The sequence below is a fragment of the Shewanella sp. W3-18-1 genome (assembly GCF_000015185.1).
GTDB classification, from domain to species: Bacteria; Pseudomonadota; Gammaproteobacteria; order Enterobacterales; family Shewanellaceae; genus Shewanella; species Shewanella putrefaciens.
Map to the genome: position 1 here is coordinate 4,380,530 of NC_008750.1, position 22,936 is coordinate 4,403,465.

Sequence of the window (22,936 nt, forward strand, 5' to 3'; positions counted from 1 at the left end):
CCATTGCACTCGCTCCGCATTGTAACCAAAGAACTCATGGCTCACGTCATCGCTCATATACGTGAGCCTTTTTGAGGCTGAGGAGCGGCGCACGTTCCGTCTACAAACGCTCGCCGTAGACTCATTAGATGGTTCCGCCGGTTTACCATCGTCTCTACGCCACTTCAAATTGAGTTTATGAAGTGGCTTTTTTTTCAGTAGAAACCGAGTTACTTAGCTTGCTGACGATTATGGGACGGTTTACCGCCACCCTTAGATTGAGCCCCTGATGCTTTAGCACTCGATTGTCCAAAAGGCGCTTTAGCTCCCGGACGATTCGACTTAGGCACATTAGGCTTAGGTACGTTAGGCTTGGACGCATTCAATGCAGGTTTTCCGCCTTTCCCGGCAGGTTTTGACTCTGCACCCGCATTAACACCGCCTTTCATCGCCCCTTTAGATTTAGTCGCCCCCTTACGATCATCGAACTGATTACCCGAGAAACGTGTAAAGGCTTTTTGGCCTTGGTTGGCATCCTTCATCCATTTAGGCCCGCGCTCATTGCGCCCTTCTGGTGGCACTAATTGGTTTGGACTATTGCCGATCAAATCTTCACGCCCCATGGCAATCAAGCCTTCACGGATAATAGGCCAACCTGCTGGGTCATGGTAACGCAGCAACGCTTTATGCAAGCGGCGTTGACGCCCCTTCTTCGGCACTGGCACCACTTCACTGGTGTGTTTGACGTTTTTAAGCGAGTTCAATTCGGTATGATAAATCGTCGTCGCATTCGCCATCGGTGAGGGATAGAAGTTTTGCACTTGGTCGAGCTTAAACTTACGCTCCTTCAGCCACAGCGCTAAATTCACCATGTCTTCGTCGGTCGTGCCAGGATGCGCCGATATAAAATAAGGGATCAGGAACTGTTCTTTACCCGCTTCCTTCGAATACTTGTCGAACAGTTCTTTAAATTTATCGTAGGCGCCCATGCCGGGTTTCATCATCTTGCTGAGCGGCCCTTCCTCGGTATGCTCAGGGGCGATTTTTAAGTAGCCGCCCACATGATGCTGCACTAACTCTTTAACATAGGCAGGATCTTCGATCGCCAAATCGTAACGCACACCGGAGGCAATCAAAATCTTCTTAATGCCGGGCACGGCGCGGGCGGCGCGGTACAAGTCGATAGTGTGCTTATGATCTGTGCCTAAATGGCCGCAAATCGAGGGGAACACGCAGGACAAACGGCGGCAGGTTTTCTCGGCTTTTTCGCTGGTACAGCCGAGGCGATACATGTTGGCAGTGGGGCCGCCAAGATCGGAAATTACCCCAGTAAAACCGGGCACTTTATCCTGAATATCTTTGATTTCTTTGATAATAGATTCTTGCGAACGGCTCTGAATAATCCGCCCTTCATGTTCGGTAATCGAGCAGAAAGAACAGCCACCAAAGCAACCGCGCATAATGTTGATCGAGGTTTTGATCATGTCATAGGCGGGGATTTTCGCCTTACCATAGGCAGGGTGTGGCACCCTTTTATAGGGTAAATCAAATACCGCATCCATCTCGTCGGTATTGAGCGGCCAAGCGGGCGGATTGACCCACACCCCACGGTCACCGTGGGGCTGGAACAGCGCCCGTGCGCAGCCCGGGTTTTGCTCTTGGTGCAAAATCCGTGAGGCATGGGCGTATAAATATTTGTCCTCAGATACCTTTTCAAAAGCTGGCAGCAGCACATAGGTTTTATCCCATGGCTTAGGGCGTGGCGGTTGCACGCTGATAGCTTTTGGCGCATCGTTATCAAAAATCTTTGCATCCGAAGGGCCAGATAAATTAGCGCAACCCACATCATCGGCACCATAGGGATTAGGGATAGGATCAATCTTATGCAATTGGTCGATTTTGCGTGAATCCATACCACGCCATTCAGGCAAAGGTTCTTTACGAATTACCGCAGTGCCACGTACATCGTGCAAGTCATTAATCGACTCCCCCGCCGCTAAACGACGCGCCACTTCAGCTAGCGGACGCTCCGCATTGCCATACATTAAAATGTCGGCCTTAGCATCGAAAATCACACTGCGACGCACTTTATCGGACCAATAATCGTAATGGGCGATCCGGCGAAGGCTTGCCTCAATTCCGCCAATAATGACTGGCACATCTTTAAAGGCTTCTTTACAACGCTGGGTATAAACCGTCACGGCGCGGTCGGGGCGCTTGCCACCGATATCATCTGGAGTATAAGCATCATCGGTGCGGATACGACGGTCAGCGGTGTAGCGATTAATCATGGAATCCATGTTACCCGCGGTGACACCAAAAAACAGATTCGGGCGTCCAAGCTGCATAAAAGCGTCTTTGCTCGACCAATCGGGCTGAGAAATAATCCCCACGCGATAACCTTGGGCTTCTAACATACGGCCAATAACGGCCATACCAAAGCTTGGGTGATCCACATAAGCATCACCTGTGACAATAATAATGTCACAGCTATCCCAGCCGAGCTTATCCATCTCCTTACGGGACATAGGTAAGAAAGGTGCCGTGCCATAGCACTCGGCCCAGTATTTGGGATAACTAAAAAGTGTGGATTCAACTTGCATCGATATTGACCCAAAAGCGTAATGTCAAACAAAGGCGAAGCAAAAAGGAGCTGCGCCGATTTAGGGACGCGGAGTATAGCAGGCAATCACTGGCAAGTGCGATTAAAAAAACACCAACCACAACCTTTTGTGGGGTATTTGGCCTGCGGCTAGAATACCCCTAAATCGGCTATGGATATGACATAGACACGAGTTGAGCGGCTACAACCCCTTACCTAGCCCTTGGACAAAATACACTAAATTCACAAAGGCTAAGCTAATAATCACAATCCAAGTGAGTAACACTCCCCAAAAACGTCCCAAATGATAACCACCTTGGCCTTGGGTGAGTCCAATGGCATGGAGTAGTCGAGCCACAACCCACAGGGTACCAAAACAATGCAAATAAAATGCAGGCAAGCCACCTAATTCGGCTACGGCCATTAAAATCAATACGATGGGTGCATTCTCTATTAAATTAGCATGCACCCGTCCCGCCAAGGTTAAAGCACTATTACCGCCATCACCGAGACCAATTCTCTGACTTCGCCTAAGTTTAACCACACGATAGGCCAAAGTGACGACTAATAACCCTGTAAGGCTGGCGTAAAGGCCTGTTACCATCAAAGACATATTAATTTCCCTTTATGAAAAAAATGACTATAGCCCGAGCCGCAAAAAATCAGCAATTTATTTGTATTAAGTTTAAAAGCCATTAACCTTTTAGCGACAAGATAGGTTAATATGCGCGCGTCATTCCCAACAACTTTTTTATACAGTGAAGACCCCGATTGGATAACGAAGAGTTTATCGAAAAACGCAAATTTATCATTAAGCTAGGTAAAGCTTTGCATAAATTTGGCACACCCGCTTATCGCCTTGAAACTCACTTACAAACCGTTGCACGCACCTTAGGCCTCGAAGGTTATTTTCTTATTTCACCCACCTCGATGACTTTCGTTTTACAACACGATACGGATCAAGAATATAACCATGTCGCGAGAGTGAAACCAGGAGAGCTTGATCTAGGCTCACTTGCCCGAACCGATGAGTTAGTCGATGAATTAACCTCAGGTAAACGTACGTTAACCGAGGCGCTAGAGCGTTTAGAAGAAATTGCCAATAAACCCAATCCTTACGGCCCGGTATTAACTTGTTTTTCCTTTGGGACCTCTGCCGCCGCTTTCGCCATGCTGATGGGCACAGGCTGGAATGATGTATTTTGGTCTGGATTACTCGGTCTACTCATTTATGGCTTTGTGTATCGTGCTGAACGCTCAGCACGCATGGCTGAAGTCCTTGAACCCTTTGCGACCATTATCTGCGCCATAGTTGCCTGTGCCATTGCGCGTATTGATCCCAATATTAATATTCCCGTGGTTATCCTCTCCGCGATCATTATCTTTATCCCGGGTTTAGCCTTAACCTTAGGCTTAGCTGAGCTGGCGGCGCGTGATTTGATTTCAGGTACAGCTAGGATTATGGATGCCAGTATGTTGCTGTTTAAATTGTACTTTGGTGCAGTGCTCGGCATGGCTATCGGTAAGGCTTTCTTTGGCGAGACCATCTATATTGAACCCGAAAGGCTGCCCCGCTGGGCAATATGGTCGGCGGTACCGATTTTATCCATGGCGTTAGTCTTTATTTTTAAAGCACGAATGCAAGATTCACCTTGGGGCGTACTCGCTGGGATAGTGGCGTTTTTCTCGGCCATGCTTGGCGGACATTTTTTTGGTGATTCAGTGGGGATCTTCTTTGGCGCTTTAGCCGTTGGCATCTACTCCAATCTTTTTGCTCGCTGGATGAAAGCGCCTGCTTCCATCGCTCTTTTACAAGGTATAGTGATCTTAGTGCCCGGCAGCAAAACCTATATTGGACTTAATGCGTTAATTTCTGGCGAGACTATGCTTAATCAATCCCATATAGGTTCACAGATTTTTTTAATCTTTATGTCGCTGATCGCAGGGCTTATCTTCGCCAATGTTGCTGTACCGCCTCGCCGTACTCTCTAGCCATACTCTCTAGCCATACTCTCTAGCCATACTCAGTATGGCGGCATTGAGGTGCACGGTATTCTTAGTGCAACCTTAAATAAAATCAAAATGTTATTTAAATACTTCCTTGACTAATTACCACTTTCCATGTGTTATTAAATTGTGAATTGCAGAGTGAGTTTGATATCGCTGCAGCCGTCAATTCCATGGGAGTGGTCTATATGCAGAAATTTATCCAGTATGCATGCATCCTACCTTGTTGCATCAGCAGCCAGATGAGTGTGGCCAACGTCGATGAGCCACTAACAAGCCCCCCAATCGTTCAACAAGAGCAGACTCCTAAAAAAATTGGCAAAATTATTGTCGTGAATAATCCAATTTTTGATGAATCAGATCCAAACGCTTTTTTTATTCATCGCTGGGCAAATCAGCTACATATCAACACCAAAGATTATGTCGTGCGCGATAAACTCACCTTTAGTGAAAATGATACTGTCGACCTAAAAGATCTCAATGAATCACAACGTCTCTTACGGGCCGAGCCCTATATTCGCGATGCAAAAATCTATATCGCTGACAAAGATCCCCAATCCGACACCGATCCTAACGTCGAATCGGTTGTTATTGAAACGTGGGATAACTGGTCATTACTTCCTACGGGGAGCTTTAGCAGCTCAGGAGGGGATACTCGTTATTCTTTTGGCGTAAAGGAGGACAATTTATTGGGTACAGGCATACGAACTCGAATGAATTACCAGTCAAATGAATCTCGTAGTGGTTATAAATTTGCCTTTGAAGCCCCCCTTAGCATTATCGAACACGGCATCATCGCCGCAGAGTTTTATGATAATAGTGACGGCCAAGCTAAACATATGTACATCAGTAAACCTTTTTATTCGCTCAAGACGAATAGCATGTACTCCCTAGAATATCTTGACGATAGTCGTACCGATATATTGCGACAAAACGGTAATGAGGTGAATGAATTTGAACACAAGTCTGACTACCTTAACCTCAAGTACGGCTGGCTAATAAGTCAGAATAACGACAATATTTCCCGCTTTATTACAGGTATTACCCAGAATAAACATGAGTTTGCAAACGTAGACACCTATCCCACATCGACGCTACCGCAAAACAGGGACTTTATGTATCCTTGGGTTGCCTACGAATTTATCGAAGACGATTTTCACGTATTGAATAATATTCACCTGATCACCAATAACGAAGACTTTAACTTAGGCTGGCACCACTATGTCCAGTTAGGATTAGAAACCAAAGACATAGACGATGGTAACCCACTAGGCTACCACTTTAAGTGGCAAAGCAGCGGCGGTTACCGATTCGATAATCAACTCTGGCTTTTAGAAATGGCAGGGAGTAGCACCCTTGGCACAACGCAAAAAGATACCTATACAGTCGAAGCCCAAGCCGAATACTTTTATCGGATCAACCCTAAATGGACTGCCTACGGTAAAGCTTGGGCAAGCGTATCAAACAATACTTACCTTGATCTCACCCAAGGACTTGGGGATGAAACGGGTGTACGGGGTTACCCCAATGAGTACCAACAAGGTGACAATCAATGGCTCATGACTGCAGAACTGCGTCATTATCCCAATATCAATCTCTATCAACTGGCAGAACTTGGCTGGGCACTGTTTACCGATCTGGGACAAGCATCGGGAGGACCACTGGCTAGCAATAACGAAGTCAGCGGCCCTTTGGGCACTATCGGTATAGGAGCACGAATTTATTCCTCCCGTTCCAGCTACGGCAATGTCGCCCATATCGATTTTTCTCTGCCGTACACAGGTGGCGAATCTGCCAATAGTTGGGAATGGCGGCTCTTAGTTAAACAGAGTTTTTAAACCTAAGGTACACCATGATTGCTCAACACCATTAATCTGTGGTGGTCTCGAATAAACCTGAGGCTATCTGCCTAACCTCCTGCTCAACCCTCTGTACCAGAGAAGCGTCTGCCAATATGGGAGAACCGCAATTAAAGGGCGGTTTAGGATCATATTCAAACAATAACTGCAGTGTTTTAGCCTGTTGTTCACCCTCTATATTGGCAATGAGTGCCAAAGCAAAATCCAGCCCAGCAGTAATACCGCCGCCACTGATCCTATTACGGTCAATCACAATACGTTTATTTTCAAAGGTAATTTGAGGATATTGTGCCAACACTGAAGCATAAGCCCAGTGAGTAGTCGTGCGATAACCATTAAGTAAACCTGTTGCCGCAAGAATCAAGGCACCAGTGCATACAGATGTAATGTATTGTGCTTGCTCCCCCTTATGTTTTAAGAAGGAAATAACTTGCTCATCCTGTATTTGCGCCAAAGGATTTGCGCTCCCAGGCACTAACAGGATATCTATTGGTGGGCAATGGTCAAAATCGTAATTAGGTTGTAAGTTAACGCCCGCATCACAGGGTAATAGCATGCTGGTTTTCGCAAAAGTGAAGGTTTCAAAAGATGGCACAAAGGCTAAAAACTGTAGTGGCCCATAGGCATCGAGCATCGTCATGCCGGGGTAAAGAAAAATACCTACTCTTAATTTGTGTTTGATTGGATGATTTGGTTTATCACTTTGAGCCGCTTCAATATTTTCACTCATCACAGATTCTCCATCGGTAGTAACAATTTCATATTTCAGGTAACACTGTCATTGCAGTTAACCCTATGACCGTCACTATAAAGCCCATTATTCCTAATCATCAGGCACAAACTCGCCCGCATGTTTCAAATGGTACACCTGAGCCTATCTGTTCCACTTAAGCAAAAATCACAACACAAGAGCCATTGAGGCTAAGGTATAATCACACGCCTAAACTGAGTTGAATTTAAAGCGGGATCCAATATGCACACAAAGCACTGCATGCACATAGCGAAAAGCCCGCGGGCTGTGCTCAAGGTTCTCCACGCTTTTAAGGAAATGCTGAAACAGCAAGATTATCGTGATATTGCAGTGGCTGATATTGCCTACAAAGCCGATGTAGGCCGCACGACGTTTTATCGCTACTTCAAGCGTAAGCTGGATATTCTTATTGCACTCCATCAAAATATTTTTGAAGATATCTTCGCAGATCTTCAGTCAGCCGAAGACTGGCTTTCAACTAACACGCCACCTTCATTGGAAAAACTGCTTATTACTTTTAGCCGAAACAGCATGTTTCGCCGTTCCATGTCATTTAGACTTGGTAGCGATCTCGATGCCGCAACGAAACAATTACAAACTAAACTTGTGCAACATATCGAAAATAAATTGGTCAACACCTTCAACACTGACGAATTTATTATCCCAAGCCACACGTTGGCCCACAGCATAGCCGCTCTTTATTTAAGCCAAATTCAACAACTTATTGCCAGTCCTCATCCCTGTCCTACACAACAAGCCAAGTACTTACATCTGCTTACGCGGGGTATCATTTTAGCGGCGTTAACGAAAAGAAACGCATATCTAAACCAATGAAAGTAATCATGGTAAAAGTTACGGCGTTTAAATAATGCTCAAACAATTAGCTTGGTAATCCAACGCAGGCCAAAGGTGCTGCGCAGTAGTTTTACAGTACTGTTGTGGCGCAGCTGAAACAGACAGCCAAGGCTAAAACTGACGATTAAACCTGGTGTCGACCCTATAAAATCACGACTGCTTTGCGCTAATTGTCGTTTCCTCATCAGTAACAAATCATGCTGCAACTGGCCTTGTTCCGTCAGCACTGTCAGCTGCAACTGCTGTTTTTTAAGTAACTGTTGAATTAGCATACTCGCGCCCCCTATTTTTGATGTCCCGACTCTCGAGTCGAGAGCAAAAGCTGTAATTGCTGCCAAGTCTTCGAAAAGCCAGTTTGTGACAGCACATAGCCAAGACTACGCCAACACCAAAGCAATAAAACAAACTGTAGCACCACCAAAGCGCTCACTGTGGCCAATAACGAACCGCTCAATTGAAACAGCATATAGCCCAGCAGCAATAAAATACTGCCCCAGAATAACGTAATGCCAGTACCAAAACAGACGACTAAAGCCGCAGCAATAATCAGGCTACGCCCTGTTAACCGCCATTCTGCCGTTGCTATTTTCCCAGCCAACTTCAACTGATCGAGATAGGCTTGCTTCACTGAACTGCTAAGAACAGCTATTTCAGCCAGTTGCTCCATTGCCTGATCAATAACGTTATGCTGGGCAGCAGCTGATGCTGTCTGCCCAGTTTTGGCGGTTTGCGCACTATGCTGGACGGGCCTTTGTTCTGGCGCCTCTGACCTTGCACGGTTTTGCATAAATCCACCTTAGCGACGGCGCAATAAAGCCGTTAATACCACGCCAGCGGCAAAGGCAATCCCAGCTGTAGCCAATGGATTTTGCGCTGCCAACTCACGGGTTTTGCTATAAGAACTTTGCAGTTGTAATTTGATTTCCTCCTGCTTGAGCGCCAGAGTTTCCTGTGAGCTAGCTGCCGTTTTACGCAAAGTGTCTTCTGCAACTGCGGCTTTCTCTGCTACTACATCAACGGCATGGTGCGTCACTTCAGTTGCTTTCGCTGTTGTGGGTGAATTTAAAGCAATGCTATCTTTACTGTTAGTTTGTTCTGCTACGCTTTTTGAACTGGCCATAGAAAGCCTCCTTGGTGAACACTGTGCAATGCAACAAGATGCTGCACTTTGCGTACAAACCAATGCAATGGCTATACCAAACAATATAATTTCATAAAAACAAAAGGTTATAACTCTACCATTTCTATTAACCCTCCCAGTTAACGGTAGATGTTACCTGCATTGAGTAATTTTTACCTGCGACGAAAAAAGACTGGAAATGGCTGTAATGGCGGCTAAACTGAAGGCTAAATAAGCGATAGACGGGATGTACTGGAGAACGAGCTAACTCTGATTTTTTAATGAGTTAATCAAATAAAATTGATCATTACCGTATAAATTAAAAAAACAAAAAGCCCGTTTGTCATTACGACAAACGGGCTTTTTGTTGAATGAGGTGAGTTGGCCGATAAGCCGGGTCCTGTCTTGGACAGTCATTCATCTAGGCCTGCAATCGCTCACAGGCTCAAGCGACCTACCCGGTTCCAACGCGAGCCACGCCATACGGAACCCTATTTGGTCTTGCTTCGGGTGGAGTTTACCTTGCTACGGACTATTGCTAGCCGCACGGTGCGCTCTTACCGCACCCTTTCACCCTTACCGACCTGATAAATCAGGCAGGCGGTCTACTCTCTGTTGCACTTGTCGTCGGTTCACACCGCCCAGGCGTTACCTGGCACCCCGCTCTTTGAAGCCCGGACTTTCCTCCCCGTTCTTGCGAACGCGGCGACTGTCTGGCCAACTCGGCGCGGATTATAGCCTATGCCATCTTTATGTACCACAGTTAATCCTAGGGATGCGTAGCAGTGCTTATAAATCAGACTCTAGGCCATATTTATACAGCGCATTTTTCTTAAGACCGTGAATTTGCGCAGCAATTGCAGCGGCCTTTTTGAGAGGCAATTCTTCGCACAGCAGCTTAAGCGTATTAATCGCGACCGTTGGAATAGCTTCATCATCATCGATATGGTAACCGTGCACCATCAACACGATTTCGCCCTTCTGTTGATTAGGATCTGTGCTTACCCTAGCTAATACGTCTGCAACAGGACCGGATAAAAAAGTTTCAAAGGTTTTGGTCACTTCACGCGCCATAACGACATGGCGTTCGCCACCAAGCACTTCAACCATAGTCGTTAGACTGTGCTCGATGCGGTGGGGTGATTCATAAAATATCAGCGTGCGAGGATCTTCTTTTAATGCCAATAGCTTATCGGCACGCGCCTTTTCTTTTGATGGCAAAAAACCTTCGAAAGAAAAACGGTCCGATGGCAAACCCGAGGCGCTCAAGGCGGTAATCGCCGCGCAAGGGCCGGGTAAGGGGATCACATTAAAACCCGACTGACGCACATGGGAGACTAAGTGATAACCTGGATCGGAAATTAACGGCGTACCTGCATCTGAAATTAAGGCGATCGATTGACCCGCAGCTAATTGATCCACAATCCACTGGGCGCGAGCACGTTCGTTATGATCATGCAACGCAATTGTTTTAGTCGTAATTCCAAAATGACTCAATAACTTGCCGCTATGACGGGTGTCTTCACAGGCGATCAATGAAACCTGATTCAGCACCTCTATAGCCCGTGAACTCATGTCGCCCAAATTGCCTATGGGAGTGGGAACTATGTAGAGTGCGACGCTTTGGTCCATATATACCTCTGTAATGACAGTGCCAAGACTTTCGTCAAGCGCAAGAGAAGGTTAAACTAGAGCCAGCATCTTACCAGAGTGAAGCCCAGTGTTAAAAAGCCTGAATACAACTAAGTTCGTTTCCGTGGCCATTTTATCGGCAATTCTAGCGGGTTGTGGCACTTCTACGCCCACAACCTCGACTGGTACAGCCTCCACAGCGGTCACCTCTTTAGCCTCTGCTCCTTTGGCGCCCAATGTATATTTAGCACAGGCCGCCAATAGTCAGGACGCACAGCAACGAGATACCAATCTGCTACTTGCAGCGCATGCGTATATCAATGCTAACGATTATGCCACCGCGCAAAAACTGCTTAAGTCGATGCAACCTAGCTTAACGCAGACTCCAACGCTATTAGCAGAGCACAAATATCTCACCGCTCGAGTGCTTGAGCATACCTCGACCTATACTGATGCGCTCAATATATTAAATTATCCTAGCACTTGGAGCCTGCCGAAATGGCAGATGGTGGCATATCACCAGTTTAAAGCTCACTTATATCAACTCAATAAGCAGCCCATTGAACAAGTACGTGAGCTAAGTTTACTCACGACCTATTTACCCTCTGCAGAGGCGAACGAAGTCAATAATAAAATTTGGCAAGTGCTACAGCCTATGCATGAACAAACGCTGCAAAATTTTACCCGTGATACTAAGAGCCCGATCTTTGCAGGCTGGTTACAACTAGCCTATATCGCGAAGCATTATGCCGTCGATCCGACTCAATTAGTGCGCTACTTAGGTGAATGGCAGAAACAGAACCCTTATCATCCTGCTGCCGCCAAATTGCCCGCAGACTTAGATAGAGCACTTAATACTAAGCCTTTTTCACCCAAGAATATAGCGGTGCTATTACCACTCACAGGCTCAAGAGCCAATGCCGCCAATGCAATTCGTCAAGGCATATTAGCCAGTTACATGGCCAAACCTAACGAACAAGTTGCCGTCAATTTTTACGATACCGCCAATGATGCAGTATCCGCTTACCAGCAAGCGGTGGCAGCAGGTGCGGAGTTTATTATTGGCCCACTATTGCCGAACGAAATCGATCAGTTACAGGCAATGCCAACAGCCACAGGAGCGGTGTCAACAAGCACATCTATTCCGCAGTTATTTTTAAATCAGACCGACAAGTTAGTACCTGAGGCCAACAAATTCTACTTCGCCCTCTCACCCGCACAAGAAGCCGCTGACGCCGCAGCACGTATGTATCAAGATGGCGTAACTATGCCGTTATTGCTTGCCAGCAATGATGCCATTGGTAAGCGCATGGCCGAGAGTTTTATCCAAGCGTGGAAGAAAAAGAGTGACACTCCCATCGAAGTTTATTACTACGATAGTGGAGATAAAATGCGTACAACCGTACAAGATGCCCTCGGGGTTCGCGATAGCCAAGAACGCATTGCCCGTATCAAGGAACTCCTTGGCAACTCAGTACAAGCCGATTTTCGGTCACGCCAAGATATCGATGCGATTTATATGATATCAACGCCGCAGGAGCTAACACTGCTCAAAGCCTTTATTGATGTTAACTTTAGCGTTTTTACTCAGCCAGTGCCTTTGTACACATCGAGTCGTAGTCGTATCGATAATGAATCGAGCCAAACCGCGCAGGATTTAAATAATCTCACCATGAGCGATGCCCCTTGGCTAATGCAAAATGGTGAAGAAAACCTGATGGTCAATACCCTGTGGACGGGTTGGAACAATGGCCAGAAGCGTTTGTTTATCATGGGTTATGACGCGATGGATTTAATTAGCAAATTAGCCCAAATGCGCTCATTCCCAGGATATCAATTTAACGGCCGCAGCGGTGTTTTATCAGTCAACCCAGACGGAGTGATTAACCGCCAGTTAAGCTGGGGACGATACCAAAGAGGCAGTTTTCGTCAGCTATGATACTCGGACAAGCGGCAGAAACGCTCGCCCAAAGTCACCTTGAACAACAAGGGCTCACTTTTGTCGAACGTAATGTCCGCTATCCATTTGGCGAAATCGATTTGGTGATGCGCCATAAAAACCATTGGGTATTTGTTGAGGTGAAATATCGCTCTGCAACCCAGTATGGGGGCGCACTACAAGCTGTAAGTAAGGCGCAAATAGGCCGTATACGTCTGGCTGCTAGCCATTATTTACAAATTCATCGGCTCGATGTGCCCTGTCGTTTCGATGTTGTAGCAATTGAAGGCCATCAAATCCATTGGCTAGTCGATGCCTTTTAAACATCGGCATGAATTATTTTTAACGCTTATGCCTCAACTCGCCCGAGAAATTATGGCATGATAGTAACACTTTATCCTGAAAGGATTTATCCATGTTAGAACGCATTAAAGACAGTTTTACTGAGTCAATCCAGACCAAAATCGATGCAGCCGAAGCGCTGCCTGAATCTATCGCTAAAGCGGCCGAGATGATGGTGCACTGTCTTTTGGGTGGCAATAAAATCCTCGCCTGCGGGAATGGTGGCAGTGCTGGCGATGCACAGCATTTTTCGGCCGAACTGTTAAACCGCTATGAGATTGAGCGTCCACCCTTACCAGCTATCGCCCTGTCTACCGATACTTCAACCATCACAGCTATCGCAAACGACTATAGCTATGACGAGATTTTCTCAAAACAAATCTTAGCCTTAGGTCAACCAGGTGACATCCTACTGGCAATTTCTACCAGTGGAAACTCAGGTAATGTGATTAAAGCAATGGAAGCAGCACTTAGCCGCGATATGACCATTGTGGCCCTAACAGGTAAGGACGGCGGTGCGATGGCAGGCCTATTGAGTGTTGGCGACGTAGAAATTCGTGTTCCATCTAATGTTACCGCGCGTATTCAGGAAGTACATTTACTGGTGATCCATTGCCTGTGTGACAATATTGACCGCACACTCTTCCCACAGGACGAGCAACAATGAGACACGCTGCCCCACTGTTAATGGTTTGCTTGCTGCTACAAGGCTGTGCCGGTGCCGTTATGGTGGGTGCAGTCAGTGGCGCCATGGTCGCTAATGATGAACGAACGGTAAAGACTCAGCTTGATGATACCAATACTGACTTTAAAATAACGAGCGCACTGCTAGAGCAAGAAGATCTTAAAAAACAGACTAATATCACTGGTGTATCGGTAAATGGTAATGTGCTGATGATAGGTCAAGCACCAAACTCAATGCTCCGAGACAAAGCAATTAAGGTTGTGCAAGATCTAAAGCTAGGTGGCAAAATTCACAATCAGATCCGTATTGGTAATCCAACTTCTTTCACGACACGCAGCAACGATACTTGGGTCACCACCAAAGTGAAGGGACGCATGCTCAATGAAAAAGGGTTAGACGTGACTCGCATTAAGGTCATTACCGAAAATGGCGAAGTCTTCTTACTTGGAGTCATCCATCGTTCGCAGGCAGATTTAGCTGTAGAGATAGCCCGTAATACCGCAGGCGTACGTAAAGTGGTTAAAGTATTCGAATATATTGAATAACATTATCGCGCCTAGGTGACTTATCGCTTAGGCTCGCCCTCAACACTTTCAAGTCGCAAAGGCTCCACCAGCAAAGCATCAACACTGCGGCGCCCAGGCTTATTCATTAACATACCTATCCAAGGTAAAAACAAGGATGGCAGCACAATCAATGCCGCCCCAAACCAGCTTAAACTATCTAACCACTCATCGAACAATAACCAACCTAAAAACACGATAAATAACAGCCCTGTATATTCTGCAATCGCAATATCACTCGCCTGTGCCTTACGATAAGCCAACACACAAAACCAATGATAAATCAGTAAAAAAGCATTACTCAATAAGGCGATCCCTAACAACGCCCAACTGAATCCCTGCAAACCTTGGAAAGCGGTTATCAACAAAGTGGCTGGTATACCTAAGAGGTTATAAAGCATTAAAGTGAGTACAGGATGTTCCGTATTGGGTACTTTTTTTAGCGTGAGTTGATTCACTGCAAAAGTAAACGCAGAAAAGAGTACGGCAAGACCGAACCAATTCATTTCACTCGGGCGCAGAATAATCACAATGCCCACAAACCCTAACAGGGTACAGAATACCTGCCCTGTGGTAATGCGCTCCTTAAGAAACCAATATCCCATAAGGATGATCATCAGCGGTGCCGAGTAAAACAGCGAGCTCACGGTCGCAAGTGGCAACGCCATTAAACCAATAATTAAAAAAAGCGCGCCAACTGAGCCTATGTTGGCACGCCAAAGGTGAACTGAAATATGTGTCGTCATGGGCCGCTGTGCATATAACCATACGGGCAGCAGCATAAAGACAGAAGTGATTTGCCTGACAAGGAGAAAAGTTGCAGCGTTAGCATCATCGGGTAACCATTTGATAGATACATCGTAAAAGGCACTGAATAGATTACCCACTATCAATAAAATCAAACCGATAACAACAGGGCGTTGCATTTTTAACTTCCACAAATCTCGATGACAGCATGATAATCCCCACAAAACTTAAGCTGAAATGATGCTTTCTCATGCTAGATGAATTAGATTCATACTAAATTTTTTACATATTGAAAATAATGAGAAAGCTTCCACCATTACGTGCATTGCAGGTATTTGAAACCGCTGCCAGACAGCAGCATTTTTCAAAAGCGGCCGATGAGCTATGCATTACCCAAAGTGCAGTTTCACATCAAGTGCGAGTATTGGAAGAATATTTTGGTGAGCAATTATTTGATCGCCAAGGCCGTAAGTTGCAATTAACACCCAAAGGCCAAGGATTATTCATCGAGTTAGAGCGCATTTTCAATGAACTAAGTGACCTTAATCTTAAGGTGAAGGACACACCCAATAAGCAATTATGCTTAGCGGTTTATAGTTCCTTCGCCGTGAAATGGCTGATCCCTCGACTCGCCGATTTTCGCCGCCAGTACCCGAGTGTGAAGATCCGCCTTGAGATGATCACCCAAGATCCTGATCTCAGCACCAGCACAGCGGATATTTTTATCGCCGGAAAACTCAACCAGCGAGGGTATTGGCAGCAGTTACTACATAAGGAACGCCTGATCACTGTGTGTAGCCCAAGCTTTTACCCCAAATGGCGTGAAATCAACCTCAATAACTTTCAGCAGCAAGCTCTATTAGTCGTGGATGAAGGGCCGCTCGGACTTGATTGGCATAAATGGTCATCAGCACATCAAATCCCGCTTAATAACGAACAACAGCATGTATTTAGCCATATCGTCATGGCGATTGAAGCGGCGATTGCTGGTCAAGGTTTAGCCCTTGCACCGGATTTTATGGTCGCGGGTGATATTGCCACAGGGCGTTTAGTCGCGGTGAATTTACCCGATGTGCATACGGGTTTTGAATTTACTTTTTTTTGTAAACAACGCCGCTTATCTGAACCTGCAATTGCGGCTTTCTCATCTTGGCTTAAATCACAAGCCTAATACCGATTTACAAAGACAAAAAAGCCGACTTATGTCGGCATTAAATTCAATGGGTTGAGGTAAGTTTAGTTACACTAATAAACCAATTTTCTCATAGACTTTTTTCAGCGTCACTTCGGCGCGCGCCTGTGCATTCTCGGCGCCCGCTTTCATCACTTGATCTAAGTAAGCGCGATCGGCTCGAATTGCGCGGTAACGCTCCTGCAGTGGCTCTAACATCCCCACAACCGCTTCACCTGCTGCTACTTTTAAGTGTCCATACATTTTGCCTTCAAACTCGGCTTCTAGGCTGGCAATACTTTGCCCTGTCACACCCGACATTAAACTCAGTAGGTTAGAAACGCCCGGTTTATTATCCAAATCGAAACGTACGACTGGCGGCTCATCGCTATCCGTCATGGCTTTTTTCAGCTTTTTCAGCACTGATTTTGGATCTTCTAGCAGGCCGATAACGTTATTACGGTTTTCGTCTGACTTAGACATCTTCTTCAGCGGCTCCTGCAGCGACATCACCTTAGCACCATGTTCAGGGATAAATGGCTCAGGAATGGTAAAAGTGTCACCGTAGGCATTATTAAAGCGAGTCGCGATATCGCGTGTTAACTCGAGGTGTTGTTTCTGATCTTGGCCAACGGGAATTTCGTTCGCTTGATAAATCAAAATATCCGCCGCCATCAGAACCGGGTAGCCAAACAAACCCACGTTGATGTTGTTAGCATGCTTTTGTGACTTATCCTTAAACTGCGTCATGCGGCTCAACTCACCCATTTGGGTATAGCAGTTTAATGCCCAGCCCAATTGGGTGTGCTGTGGTACCTGAGATTGGATAAACACTGTGCTTTTTTTAGGATCCACACCACAGGCCAAATACAGGGCCAAGGTATCCAAACACGCTTCGCGCAGCGCCTTAGGATCTTGGCGAACAGTAATGGCATGCAAGTCGACCACACAATACAAGCAATCGTGGCTATCTTGCATCGCAACCCATTGACGCAATGCACCCATGTAGTTACCTATGGTTAATTCGCCGGACGGCTGTGCACCGCTGAGTACTATGGGTTTGGTCATTACGTCATTGCTCCACTATCTATAAATAAAAAGAATCGATTAAATTAACGCGTTGTTGGATTTATCCAGTTCAAAATATCACTAAATTGCTCGCAGACAGCATCTGGGCCTGCGAGCCCAATATCTTCACCGTAGTTATAGCCGTAGGTCAAGCCGATTGATGCAACACCTGCCGCTTTCGCCGCTAAAATGTCATTTTTAGAGTCGCCAACCATCAATAACTCGGCTTTATCTAACTGCCATTCCTTCAGTAGGTGCTGCAGCGGTAAAGGATCAGGCTTCATCTTTGACAGCGAATCACCGCCTAATACCAAGCTAAAAAAGCTGTTTATATTGAAGGCTTCAAGCAAAGGTAACGTAAAGCGGTAGGGTTTATTAGTGACAACCGCTAGCTTAAAACCTGCATCTAACAGGGTTTGCAGCACTTGATGCACATCCGCATAGAGCGCACTGTGCTTCTCAAGGTTCTCTTGGTAGTGATGCATAAAAATTGGCATCGCCGCATCGAGTGCAGCCTGCTCTACGTCGGTACCGAGTGCATTAGTCATGGCGCGGCGCATTAACATTTCAGCGCCATTACCAACCCAAGTACGCACTTGTGCCTCAGAACACGTTGCTAAACCAAGTTCAGCTAAAGCCTCTTGGGTCGCTACTGCAAGGTCAGGAACACTATCAATTAATGTTCCATCAAGATCAAACGCGATTGCCTTAATTTGTTCCCACATGCGACTATGCCCCAACTTTAGCCAGTTCGGCACGCATCTCATCAACAACGGCCTTATAATCGGGCTTGCCGAAAATAGCCGAGCCAGCCACAAACATGTCCGCACCCGCCGCAGCGATTTCGGCGATATTGTCGACCTTCACACCACCATCGACTTCTAAACGAATATCAAAACCACTGGCATCAATACGCGCACGCACTTGGCGCAGCTTATCTAAGGTTGATGGAATAAAGGATTGACCACCAAAACCAGGATTCACCGACATCAATAGGATCACATCGAGTTTATCCATCACATGGTCGAGGTAATGCAATGGCGTCGCAGGGTTAAATACTAAGCCCGCCTTACAACCTGACTCTTTGATTAATTGCAGTGTACGGTCGACATGCTCAGAGGCTTCTGGATGGAAAGTAATGATAGAAGCGCCAGCCTTAGCAAAATCAGGCACGATACGGTCAACGGGTTTCACCATAAGATGCACATCGATATCGGCGGTAATGCCATAATCACGTAGGGCTTTACACACCATAGGGCCAATCGTCAGATTAGGCACATAGTGATTATCCATCACATCAAAATGCACTACGTCAGCGCCCGCATCTAATACGGCTTTAACATCATCCCCTAAACGGGCAAAATCGGCGGATAAAATCGATGGAGCAATTAAGAATGGACGCATAAAACACTCGCTGTAATTGAACAAAAAGTGCTTCATTTTACCCTTAGCTAGGCTAAGCCTCTATAGCTAAAGCCACATTTATGGTAATTGAATGGATTATGGCGTCAGAGGAATGCCACACGAATAATACACACGCTTTGCAAAAAATATGGTTAAGAAACGAGATATTCAAACATTTCTGTAGTGATTGATAAATTATTGTTCATAAACTAAGCGAGTTTGTTATACTCGATGCGCTGCGCTGGGTTATGTTAAAGGAAGTATTATGAAAGGACGGTTAAATCATTTCTCAAACTTACTAGGTTTAGTGACATTTAAGTCATCAATGATGTTAGCATTCACGGCTGTCGTTGTTGCCTCCTTAGCATTTGGTGCACAAAAACTCACTGACAATACTGAAACCACCGCCTGCGCTTGCAGCAGTGACACTCGCTATAACAACTCTTTGCCAAGCAGCCATCCCAACAACCGCTGTGCTAATCAAGCGCAACCTTTAAGTTGGACAACGTGGCTTACGGGTAAAAATCGTTCAAGTCAGTTTCACTTCGTTGATCTGCTTGAATTATTATATGGGCATAAAGATAAGCCTATCGATGATATGAAACCCACCAATTCACAACTCTCATACTAATGATCAACCGCATTTGGCAAATATTTCAGAGTACCTTGGCAGCCTTTTTCGGAGTGCAGTCGGATAAAAACCGCACAAAAGACTTTCAAACTCATTCACCACTACCTTATATTGTGATGGGTATAGTGTTAGCTATAATTTTAGTGGGGAGCCTTATATTACTTGTAAGTCAAGTGCTTAGCTAATGCAATTACCGCTAATATTACTCATCCTGTAGATCATAGTTTTCATCGTATAGCGCCATCAATTCGTCCACTTTATTACGGCTACTGCCGTTTTGGCTAATGTTGCGCTGTACTTGAAGCTTTGCGAGGTGAGCACCACGATATAGCTCCCGCGTTAAAGGAATGTCATGGTTGCTGATTAGCACAGGAATACCACGTTCAAGCGCTGTGTGCCGTGAATGTCGAGCGAGTAAAGCCTGATCATCTAGGCTAAAACCCGCTCCAACGTAAGTAGTAAAACTGGCAGTGGTTGATAAAGGTGCATAGGGTGGGTCACAATAAATCACATCACCAGTACGAATTTGTTCAAATGCCTTTTCATAACCAATGCATTTAAACTCAGCACGTTGAGCCTTTTCAGAAAAAGCCCAAATCTCCTTTTCAGGAAAATAAGGTTTTTTGTAAGAACCAAAGGGCACATTAAACCCACCCTTGCGATTATAACGGCATAATCCATTAAACCCATGACGATTGAGGTAAAGAAAATAAACTGAACGTATGAAGGGGTCACGGGTTTTATTAAACTCTGTACGCACCCTGTAGTAAGCATCCTTCTGGTTCATCTCATCGACAAACATCTTTCTCGCAGCGGAAATATATTCGGCAGGTTTTTCTTTTACAATTTTATAGAGTTCGATCAGATCCTGATTTATGTCACAGAGTAAATAGCTTGGATAATCCGTATTTAAAAACACCGAACCAGCGCCTACAAATGGCTCAACTAAACGGTCTCCCGCAGGTAAATAGTTCGTTAACTCATCCACCAACTTAAATTTTCCGCCAGCCCATTTTAGGAAGGCTCTATGTTTTTTAATCATTTAATTTGATGAATACCGACATAAATAAAGGTCACGATTGTACTCTGTTTATTCTGAGATTTCACGATTTGGGAGACTTTCTTGTAGCTGATATTCGCGCAGTTCCGCCCATTTTCTGACCCAAGGCTGTTCGAGGCGATACTGCTTAGCTAATTGCGCGGCAGCGCTCTGTGCTGATTGATGATTGCTATAGTGACCAGCGAATACCACCCAGCGTTGTTTATACTTTGCAATCCTTACTCCTTCGACTCCTTCAATCATTTTTAAAGTCGAACGTAGTGAACGCAATTGCGAAACACTGGCCACTTGGATGGTATAACCCTTAGTTGGTTTATGGAGCGTCATTAATGTGGCATTTTGCGTTATCTTCACTTCGGCGGTTTTGGGTTTAACAGATGCTGATGTCGCACTGTTCGACGCCACTGTCGCTCCCTTGCTACTCGCCTCATCAATAGGAGATTGAATTGGTATATCGGACTCCATTTGTGGAGTCTCGCCATGAAAACTCGCTAAAGGATCTGGTGGTACAATCTCTTCTGCTTCAATCTGTGAAAGCCTAAGCTGCTCGGCACGTTGGCTAAAATAAGGCGCTAGCCGGTGTTGACCATGGGCAAGGAATTCGGGTGAGTCCATCGCTGGATAGGTTATAGGTTCTAAGGTGAGCCCAGAGTGAGGAAGCTGAGTTACCACTCCCCAAGCCGCCAACACAAGCAACACACTAACAAAGCTAATGGATAGTACTTTATATTTTTTCCAAGAAAAGTTTGGCTTAGGCTTACCATGGAGAGCAAGCTCAAGTAAATTAACCACTTCCTGTGGAGTACCCGTTTGTGTTTCGAGTTTAGCACGCACTATATCCCTTGGTGTAAACGGGTTTTGGTCACTATATCTAAGCAATGTTTGGTACAAGGCTTCACGCTCAGGTAGTGTTAATGGCTCAATGCTGACAGGTAAAACTTGCCGCCTTAATTGCTCAGGTAACTGCGGCAATAAATCCGCTAAAAATGAAGAGGGCACAGTGAGAGTAACCGCTATCCGCTTACCCGCACATTGGATTTGATTCAGAATAATACATTCAGCCCATAACTCTTTAGAAAGCAAATGAGCGTCATCAATAATGATATGTAAGGGTTTAGTTTGTGTGGGCGCAACACGTAATAGCGTTTCCCCAAGCGGGATATCATCATCAAATATCGGCGATGAAATTAATTGCACCAATATTTTCCGGCGAATTTCAGCATTATCTGCATGCATTGGGCAAATGACTAACGCGGCATTTGACTCATCAAAATCCGTTGCCAGCGCAGTAACAAGCGTGGTTTTACCTGAACCTTGAGCACCAGAGAGCACCAGTAGCTGGTCGCTATAACTGGCAATATGATGCAATCGTTGTATAAGCGCTTCCTGAGAAGGAAGCAAGACTAGCCCCTGAAATGTCACTCACTCACCACACAATGTTTATGCGCAGCAAATAACCTGTTCAAGGGTAGATTCAGTGACCTGACTAAATACATCCGCTTGACCAATTCCGGTCGGAAGCACCAGTCGAATCTGACCACCTAACACTTTCTTATCGCGTCGCATATGTTGAATGAAACTGTCGAAATCCATAGATTCCGGCGCACTCACTGGAAGATCGAAAGCTTGGAGTAACTGCACAATACGACAAACTATTGACTCATCAATCAGTCCCAGTGACCTAGCCGTTTGTGCAGCAAGGACTGTGCCAGCAGCAACAGCCTCACCATGAAGCCAGTTGCCATACCCCATTTCAGCTTCAATAGCGTGACCAAAAGTGTGTCCAAGATTTAACAAAGCACGAACACCCTGCTCAGTTTCATCTTGGCTGACAACGTCGGCCTTTATTTCACAGCAACGAGAAATAGCGTACACTAACGCTTCTGTTTCTAATCTCTTTAATGCCTGCACATTATTTTCAAGCCATTGAAAAAATTTGCCATCCCACATAATGCCATACTTAATAACCTCCGCCATCCCTGCCGCAAACTCACGTGCAGGTAATGTGTGAAGACATTGAGTATCGATCAACACCAACTGTGGCTGATAAAAAGCCCCAATCATGTTTTTACCTAATGGATGATTTACGGCAGTTTTACCGCCAACAGAAGAATCGACTTGCGATAATAATGTCGTTGGGATTTGGATAAAATCGATACCACGTTGATAACACGCAGCAGCAAACCCTGTCATATCACCAATCACGCCGCCCCCCAAAGCCACCAGCACAGAATCTCGACCATAATTCCGCTGCAATAATGCAGTAAAAATAGCGTCTAAATGTGCTAAGTCTTTGAATTGCTCGCCATCAGGAAGAATGACGCTCTCAACCTCACCAAAAGAAACCATCACTTCTTGTATCTGATTAAGATACAAGGGCGCGACGGTTTCATTGGTAACGATAAGGATACGTTTTTTAAGCAGGTAGCGAGACAGTGCCTCGCTATCATTCATCAAATTCTGGCCAATATAAATGGGGTAACTACGTTCACCTAAATCAACCTGAATTTGCTTCATCATT

24 protein-coding genes and 1 other RNA gene are annotated in these 22,936 nt (G+C 45.5%); 10 read left to right on the forward strand and 15 right to left on the reverse strand.

What is annotated here, in order from left to right:
• Positions 1–209 precede the first annotated feature (209 nt).
• Positions 210–2,582: a YgiQ family radical SAM protein gene (locus tag SPUTW3181_RS19845; protein ID WP_011791054.1), complete on the reverse strand. Its 2,373-nt coding sequence runs from the start codon at positions 2,580–2,582 to the stop codon at positions 210–212.
• A 201-nt stretch (positions 2,583–2,783) separates the two neighbouring features.
• Entirely contained in the window at positions 2,784–3,194 is a 411-nt protein-coding gene (locus SPUTW3181_RS19850; RefSeq protein WP_011791055.1) for an MAPEG family protein, read from the reverse strand.
• Between the two features lie 158 nt (positions 3,195–3,352).
• Here SPUTW3181_RS19850 and SPUTW3181_RS19855 point away from each other — a divergent pair, with 158 nt between their 5' ends.
• The gene (locus tag SPUTW3181_RS19855) at positions 3,353–4,573 is read left to right on the forward strand and encodes a threonine/serine ThrE exporter family protein (RefSeq protein WP_011791056.1); all 1,221 of its coding nucleotides are present in this window, start codon (positions 3,353–3,355) and stop codon (positions 4,571–4,573) included.
• A gap of 203 nt (positions 4,574–4,776) precedes the next feature.
• Positions 4,777–6,426, forward strand: a complete 1,650-nt coding sequence (locus SPUTW3181_RS19860) for a hypothetical protein (protein ID WP_011791057.1) — start codon at positions 4,777–4,779, stop codon at positions 6,424–6,426.
• A gap of 31 nt (positions 6,427–6,457) precedes the next feature.
• Here the strand turns inward: SPUTW3181_RS19860 and SPUTW3181_RS19865 are convergent, their stop codons facing one another.
• Entirely contained in the window at positions 6,458–7,177 is a 720-nt protein-coding gene (locus SPUTW3181_RS19865; RefSeq protein WP_011791058.1) for a DJ-1/PfpI family protein, read from the reverse strand.
• Between the two features lie 261 nt (positions 7,178–7,438).
• Here SPUTW3181_RS19865 and SPUTW3181_RS19870 point away from each other — a divergent pair, with 261 nt between their 5' ends.
• Complete coding sequence (locus SPUTW3181_RS19870) at positions 7,439–8,032, forward strand: TetR/AcrR family transcriptional regulator (RefSeq protein WP_227498169.1); 594 nt, start codon at positions 7,439–7,441, stop codon at positions 8,030–8,032.
• Between the two features lie 38 nt (positions 8,033–8,070).
• Here SPUTW3181_RS19870 and SPUTW3181_RS19875 read toward each other — a convergent pair whose 3' ends face one another.
• The 5 genes from SPUTW3181_RS19875 to rsmI all read right to left on the reverse strand — a co-directional run bounded on the left by SPUTW3181_RS19875 (position 8,071) and on the right by rsmI (position 10,805).
• The gene (locus SPUTW3181_RS19875; RefSeq protein WP_011791060.1) at positions 8,071–8,325 is read right to left on the reverse strand and encodes a hypothetical protein; all 255 of its coding nucleotides are present in this window, start codon (positions 8,323–8,325) and stop codon (positions 8,071–8,073) included.
• Between the two features lie 11 nt (positions 8,326–8,336).
• On the reverse strand, positions 8,337–8,840 hold the full coding sequence (locus tag SPUTW3181_RS19880; protein ID WP_011791061.1) for a hypothetical protein: 504 nt from the start codon (positions 8,838–8,840) through the stop codon (positions 8,337–8,339).
• Positions 8,841–8,849: 9 nt separating this feature from the next.
• Positions 8,850–9,173 (reverse strand): DUF883 C-terminal domain-containing protein, encoded by a 324-nt coding sequence (locus SPUTW3181_RS19885; protein ID WP_011791062.1) that lies wholly within the window; start codon positions 9,171–9,173, stop codon positions 8,850–8,852.
• 373 nt (positions 9,174–9,546) lie between these two features.
• Positions 9,547–9,898, reverse strand: an RNA gene (gene rnpB / locus SPUTW3181_RS21390) — RNase P RNA component class A.
• Between the two features lie 64 nt (positions 9,899–9,962).
• A complete protein-coding gene (rsmI, locus tag SPUTW3181_RS19890; RefSeq protein ID WP_011791063.1) occupies positions 9,963–10,805 on the reverse strand; it encodes a 16S rRNA (cytidine(1402)-2'-O)-methyltransferase in 843 nt (280 codons plus the stop codon).
• Positions 10,806–10,893: 88 nt separating this feature from the next.
• Here rsmI and SPUTW3181_RS19895 point away from each other — a divergent pair, with 88 nt between their 5' ends.
• From SPUTW3181_RS19895 to dolP, 4 genes are all read left to right on the forward strand, one after another.
• Entirely contained in the window at positions 10,894–12,744 is a 1,851-nt protein-coding gene (locus tag SPUTW3181_RS19895) for a penicillin-binding protein activator (RefSeq protein WP_011791064.1), read from the forward strand.
• Positions 12,741–13,067, forward strand: coding sequence for a YraN family protein (locus SPUTW3181_RS19900; protein WP_011791065.1), 327 nt, complete (start codon positions 12,741–12,743; stop codon positions 13,065–13,067). Before SPUTW3181_RS19895 ends, SPUTW3181_RS19900 begins: the two co-directional genes overlap by 4 nt.
• 92 nt (positions 13,068–13,159) lie before the next feature.
• A complete protein-coding gene (locus tag SPUTW3181_RS19905; protein ID WP_011791066.1) occupies positions 13,160–13,753 on the forward strand; it encodes a phosphoheptose isomerase in 594 nt (197 codons plus the stop codon).
• A complete protein-coding gene (dolP, locus tag SPUTW3181_RS19910) occupies positions 13,750–14,316 on the forward strand; it encodes a division/outer membrane stress-associated lipid-binding lipoprotein (protein WP_011791067.1) in 567 nt (188 codons plus the stop codon). The genes SPUTW3181_RS19905 and dolP overlap by 4 nt, the downstream gene beginning before the upstream one ends.
• A 20-nt stretch (positions 14,317–14,336) precedes the next feature.
• Here dolP and SPUTW3181_RS19915 read toward each other — a convergent pair whose 3' ends face one another.
• Positions 14,337–15,260, reverse strand: coding sequence for a DMT family transporter (locus tag SPUTW3181_RS19915; protein WP_011791068.1), 924 nt, complete (start codon positions 15,258–15,260; stop codon positions 14,337–14,339).
• Between the two features lie 119 nt (positions 15,261–15,379).
• Here SPUTW3181_RS19915 and SPUTW3181_RS19920 point away from each other — a divergent pair, with 119 nt between their 5' ends.
• Positions 15,380–16,252, forward strand: coding sequence for a LysR substrate-binding domain-containing protein (locus tag SPUTW3181_RS19920; RefSeq protein ID WP_011791069.1), 873 nt, complete (start codon positions 15,380–15,382; stop codon positions 16,250–16,252).
• A gap of 69 nt (positions 16,253–16,321) precedes the next feature.
• Here SPUTW3181_RS19920 and trpS read toward each other — a convergent pair whose 3' ends face one another.
• The 3 genes from trpS to rpe are packed head-to-tail and all read right to left on the reverse strand — an operon-like array spanning position 16,322 to position 18,724.
• Positions 16,322–17,320 (reverse strand): tryptophan--tRNA ligase, encoded by a 999-nt coding sequence (gene trpS / locus SPUTW3181_RS19925; protein ID WP_011791070.1) that lies wholly within the window; start codon positions 17,318–17,320, stop codon positions 16,322–16,324.
• Positions 17,321–17,364: 44 nt separating this feature from the next.
• Complete coding sequence (locus SPUTW3181_RS19930; protein WP_011791071.1) at positions 17,365–18,045, reverse strand: phosphoglycolate phosphatase; 681 nt, start codon at positions 18,043–18,045, stop codon at positions 17,365–17,367.
• Between the two features lie 4 nt (positions 18,046–18,049).
• Complete coding sequence (gene rpe / locus SPUTW3181_RS19935) at positions 18,050–18,724, reverse strand: ribulose-phosphate 3-epimerase (protein ID WP_014611722.1); 675 nt, start codon at positions 18,722–18,724, stop codon at positions 18,050–18,052.
• Between the two features lie 265 nt (positions 18,725–18,989).
• On the opposite strand from rpe, the gene SPUTW3181_RS19940 reads away from it, so the two are divergent.
• A complete protein-coding gene (locus SPUTW3181_RS19940; RefSeq protein ID WP_011791073.1) occupies positions 18,990–19,355 on the forward strand; it encodes a hypothetical protein in 366 nt (121 codons plus the stop codon).
• On the forward strand, positions 19,355–19,540 hold the full coding sequence (locus SPUTW3181_RS19945) for a DUF2970 domain-containing protein (RefSeq protein ID WP_011920194.1): 186 nt from the start codon (positions 19,355–19,357) through the stop codon (positions 19,538–19,540). Before SPUTW3181_RS19940 ends, SPUTW3181_RS19945 begins: the two co-directional genes overlap by 1 nt.
• Positions 19,541–19,557: 17 nt before the next feature.
• Here the strand turns inward: SPUTW3181_RS19945 and SPUTW3181_RS19950 are convergent, their stop codons facing one another.
• The 3 genes from SPUTW3181_RS19950 to aroB are packed head-to-tail and all read right to left on the reverse strand — an operon-like array spanning position 19,558 to position 22,935.
• Positions 19,558–20,397, reverse strand: coding sequence for a Dam family site-specific DNA-(adenine-N6)-methyltransferase (locus SPUTW3181_RS19950; RefSeq protein WP_011791074.1), 840 nt, complete (start codon positions 20,395–20,397; stop codon positions 19,558–19,560).
• Between the two features lie 48 nt (positions 20,398–20,445).
• On the reverse strand, positions 20,446–21,837 hold the full coding sequence (locus tag SPUTW3181_RS19955) for an ATP-binding protein (protein WP_011791075.1): 1,392 nt from the start codon (positions 21,835–21,837) through the stop codon (positions 20,446–20,448).
• Between the two features lie 18 nt (positions 21,838–21,855).
• Positions 21,856–22,935 (reverse strand): 3-dehydroquinate synthase, encoded by a 1,080-nt coding sequence (gene aroB / locus SPUTW3181_RS19960; RefSeq protein WP_011791076.1) that lies wholly within the window; start codon positions 22,933–22,935, stop codon positions 21,856–21,858.
• Between the last annotated feature and the right edge of the window lies 1 nt (position 22,936).

What these genes read in the sequence shown, in the direction of transcription:
- SPUTW3181_RS19845 (WP_011791054.1), bottom strand. Translation starts at nt 2,582, where the DNA reads ATGCAAGTTGAATCCACACTTTTTAGTTATCCCAAATACTGGGCCGAG.
- SPUTW3181_RS19850 (WP_011791055.1), bottom strand. Translation starts at nt 3,194, where the DNA reads ATGTCTTTGATGGTAACAGGCCTTTACGCCAGCCTTACAGGGTTATTA.
- SPUTW3181_RS19860 (WP_011791057.1), top strand. Translation starts at nt 4,777, where the DNA reads ATGCAGAAATTTATCCAGTATGCATGCATCCTACCTTGTTGCATCAGC.
- SPUTW3181_RS19865 (WP_011791058.1), bottom strand. Translation starts at nt 7,177, where the DNA reads ATGAGTGAAAATATTGAAGCGGCTCAAAGTGATAAACCAAATCATCCA.
- SPUTW3181_RS19870 (WP_227498169.1), top strand. Translation starts at nt 7,439, where the DNA reads ATGCACATAGCGAAAAGCCCGCGGGCTGTGCTCAAGGTTCTCCACGCT.
- SPUTW3181_RS19875 (WP_011791060.1), bottom strand. Translation starts at nt 8,325, where the DNA reads ATGCTAATTCAACAGTTACTTAAAAAACAGCAGTTGCAGCTGACAGTG.
- SPUTW3181_RS19880 (WP_011791061.1), bottom strand. Translation starts at nt 8,840, where the DNA reads ATGCAAAACCGTGCAAGGTCAGAGGCGCCAGAACAAAGGCCCGTCCAG.
- SPUTW3181_RS19885 (WP_011791062.1), bottom strand. Translation starts at nt 9,173, where the DNA reads ATGGCCAGTTCAAAAAGCGTAGCAGAACAAACTAACAGTAAAGATAGC.
- rsmI (WP_011791063.1), bottom strand. Translation starts at nt 10,805, where the DNA reads ATGGACCAAAGCGTCGCACTCTACATAGTTCCCACTCCCATAGGCAAT.
- SPUTW3181_RS19900 (WP_011791065.1), top strand. Translation starts at nt 12,741, where the DNA reads ATGATACTCGGACAAGCGGCAGAAACGCTCGCCCAAAGTCACCTTGAA.
- SPUTW3181_RS19905 (WP_011791066.1), top strand. Translation starts at nt 13,160, where the DNA reads ATGTTAGAACGCATTAAAGACAGTTTTACTGAGTCAATCCAGACCAAA.
- dolP (WP_011791067.1), top strand. Translation starts at nt 13,750, where the DNA reads ATGAGACACGCTGCCCCACTGTTAATGGTTTGCTTGCTGCTACAAGGC.
- SPUTW3181_RS19915 (WP_011791068.1), bottom strand. Translation starts at nt 15,260, where the DNA reads ATGCAACGCCCTGTTGTTATCGGTTTGATTTTATTGATAGTGGGTAAT.
- SPUTW3181_RS19920 (WP_011791069.1), top strand. Translation starts at nt 15,380, where the DNA reads ATGAGAAAGCTTCCACCATTACGTGCATTGCAGGTATTTGAAACCGCT.
- trpS (WP_011791070.1), bottom strand. Translation starts at nt 17,320, where the DNA reads ATGACCAAACCCATAGTACTCAGCGGTGCACAGCCGTCCGGCGAATTA.
- SPUTW3181_RS19930 (WP_011791071.1), bottom strand. Translation starts at nt 18,045, where the DNA reads ATGTGGGAACAAATTAAGGCAATCGCGTTTGATCTTGATGGAACATTA.
- rpe (WP_014611722.1), bottom strand. Translation starts at nt 18,724, where the DNA reads ATGCGTCCATTCTTAATTGCTCCATCGATTTTATCCGCCGATTTTGCC.
- SPUTW3181_RS19940 (WP_011791073.1), top strand. Translation starts at nt 18,990, where the DNA reads ATGAAAGGACGGTTAAATCATTTCTCAAACTTACTAGGTTTAGTGACA.
- SPUTW3181_RS19945 (WP_011920194.1), top strand. Translation starts at nt 19,355, where the DNA reads ATGATCAACCGCATTTGGCAAATATTTCAGAGTACCTTGGCAGCCTTT.
- SPUTW3181_RS19950 (WP_011791074.1), bottom strand. Translation starts at nt 20,397, where the DNA reads ATGATTAAAAAACATAGAGCCTTCCTAAAATGGGCTGGCGGAAAATTT.
- aroB (WP_011791076.1), bottom strand. Translation starts at nt 22,935, where the DNA reads ATGATGAAGCAAATTCAGGTTGATTTAGGTGAACGTAGTTACCCCATT.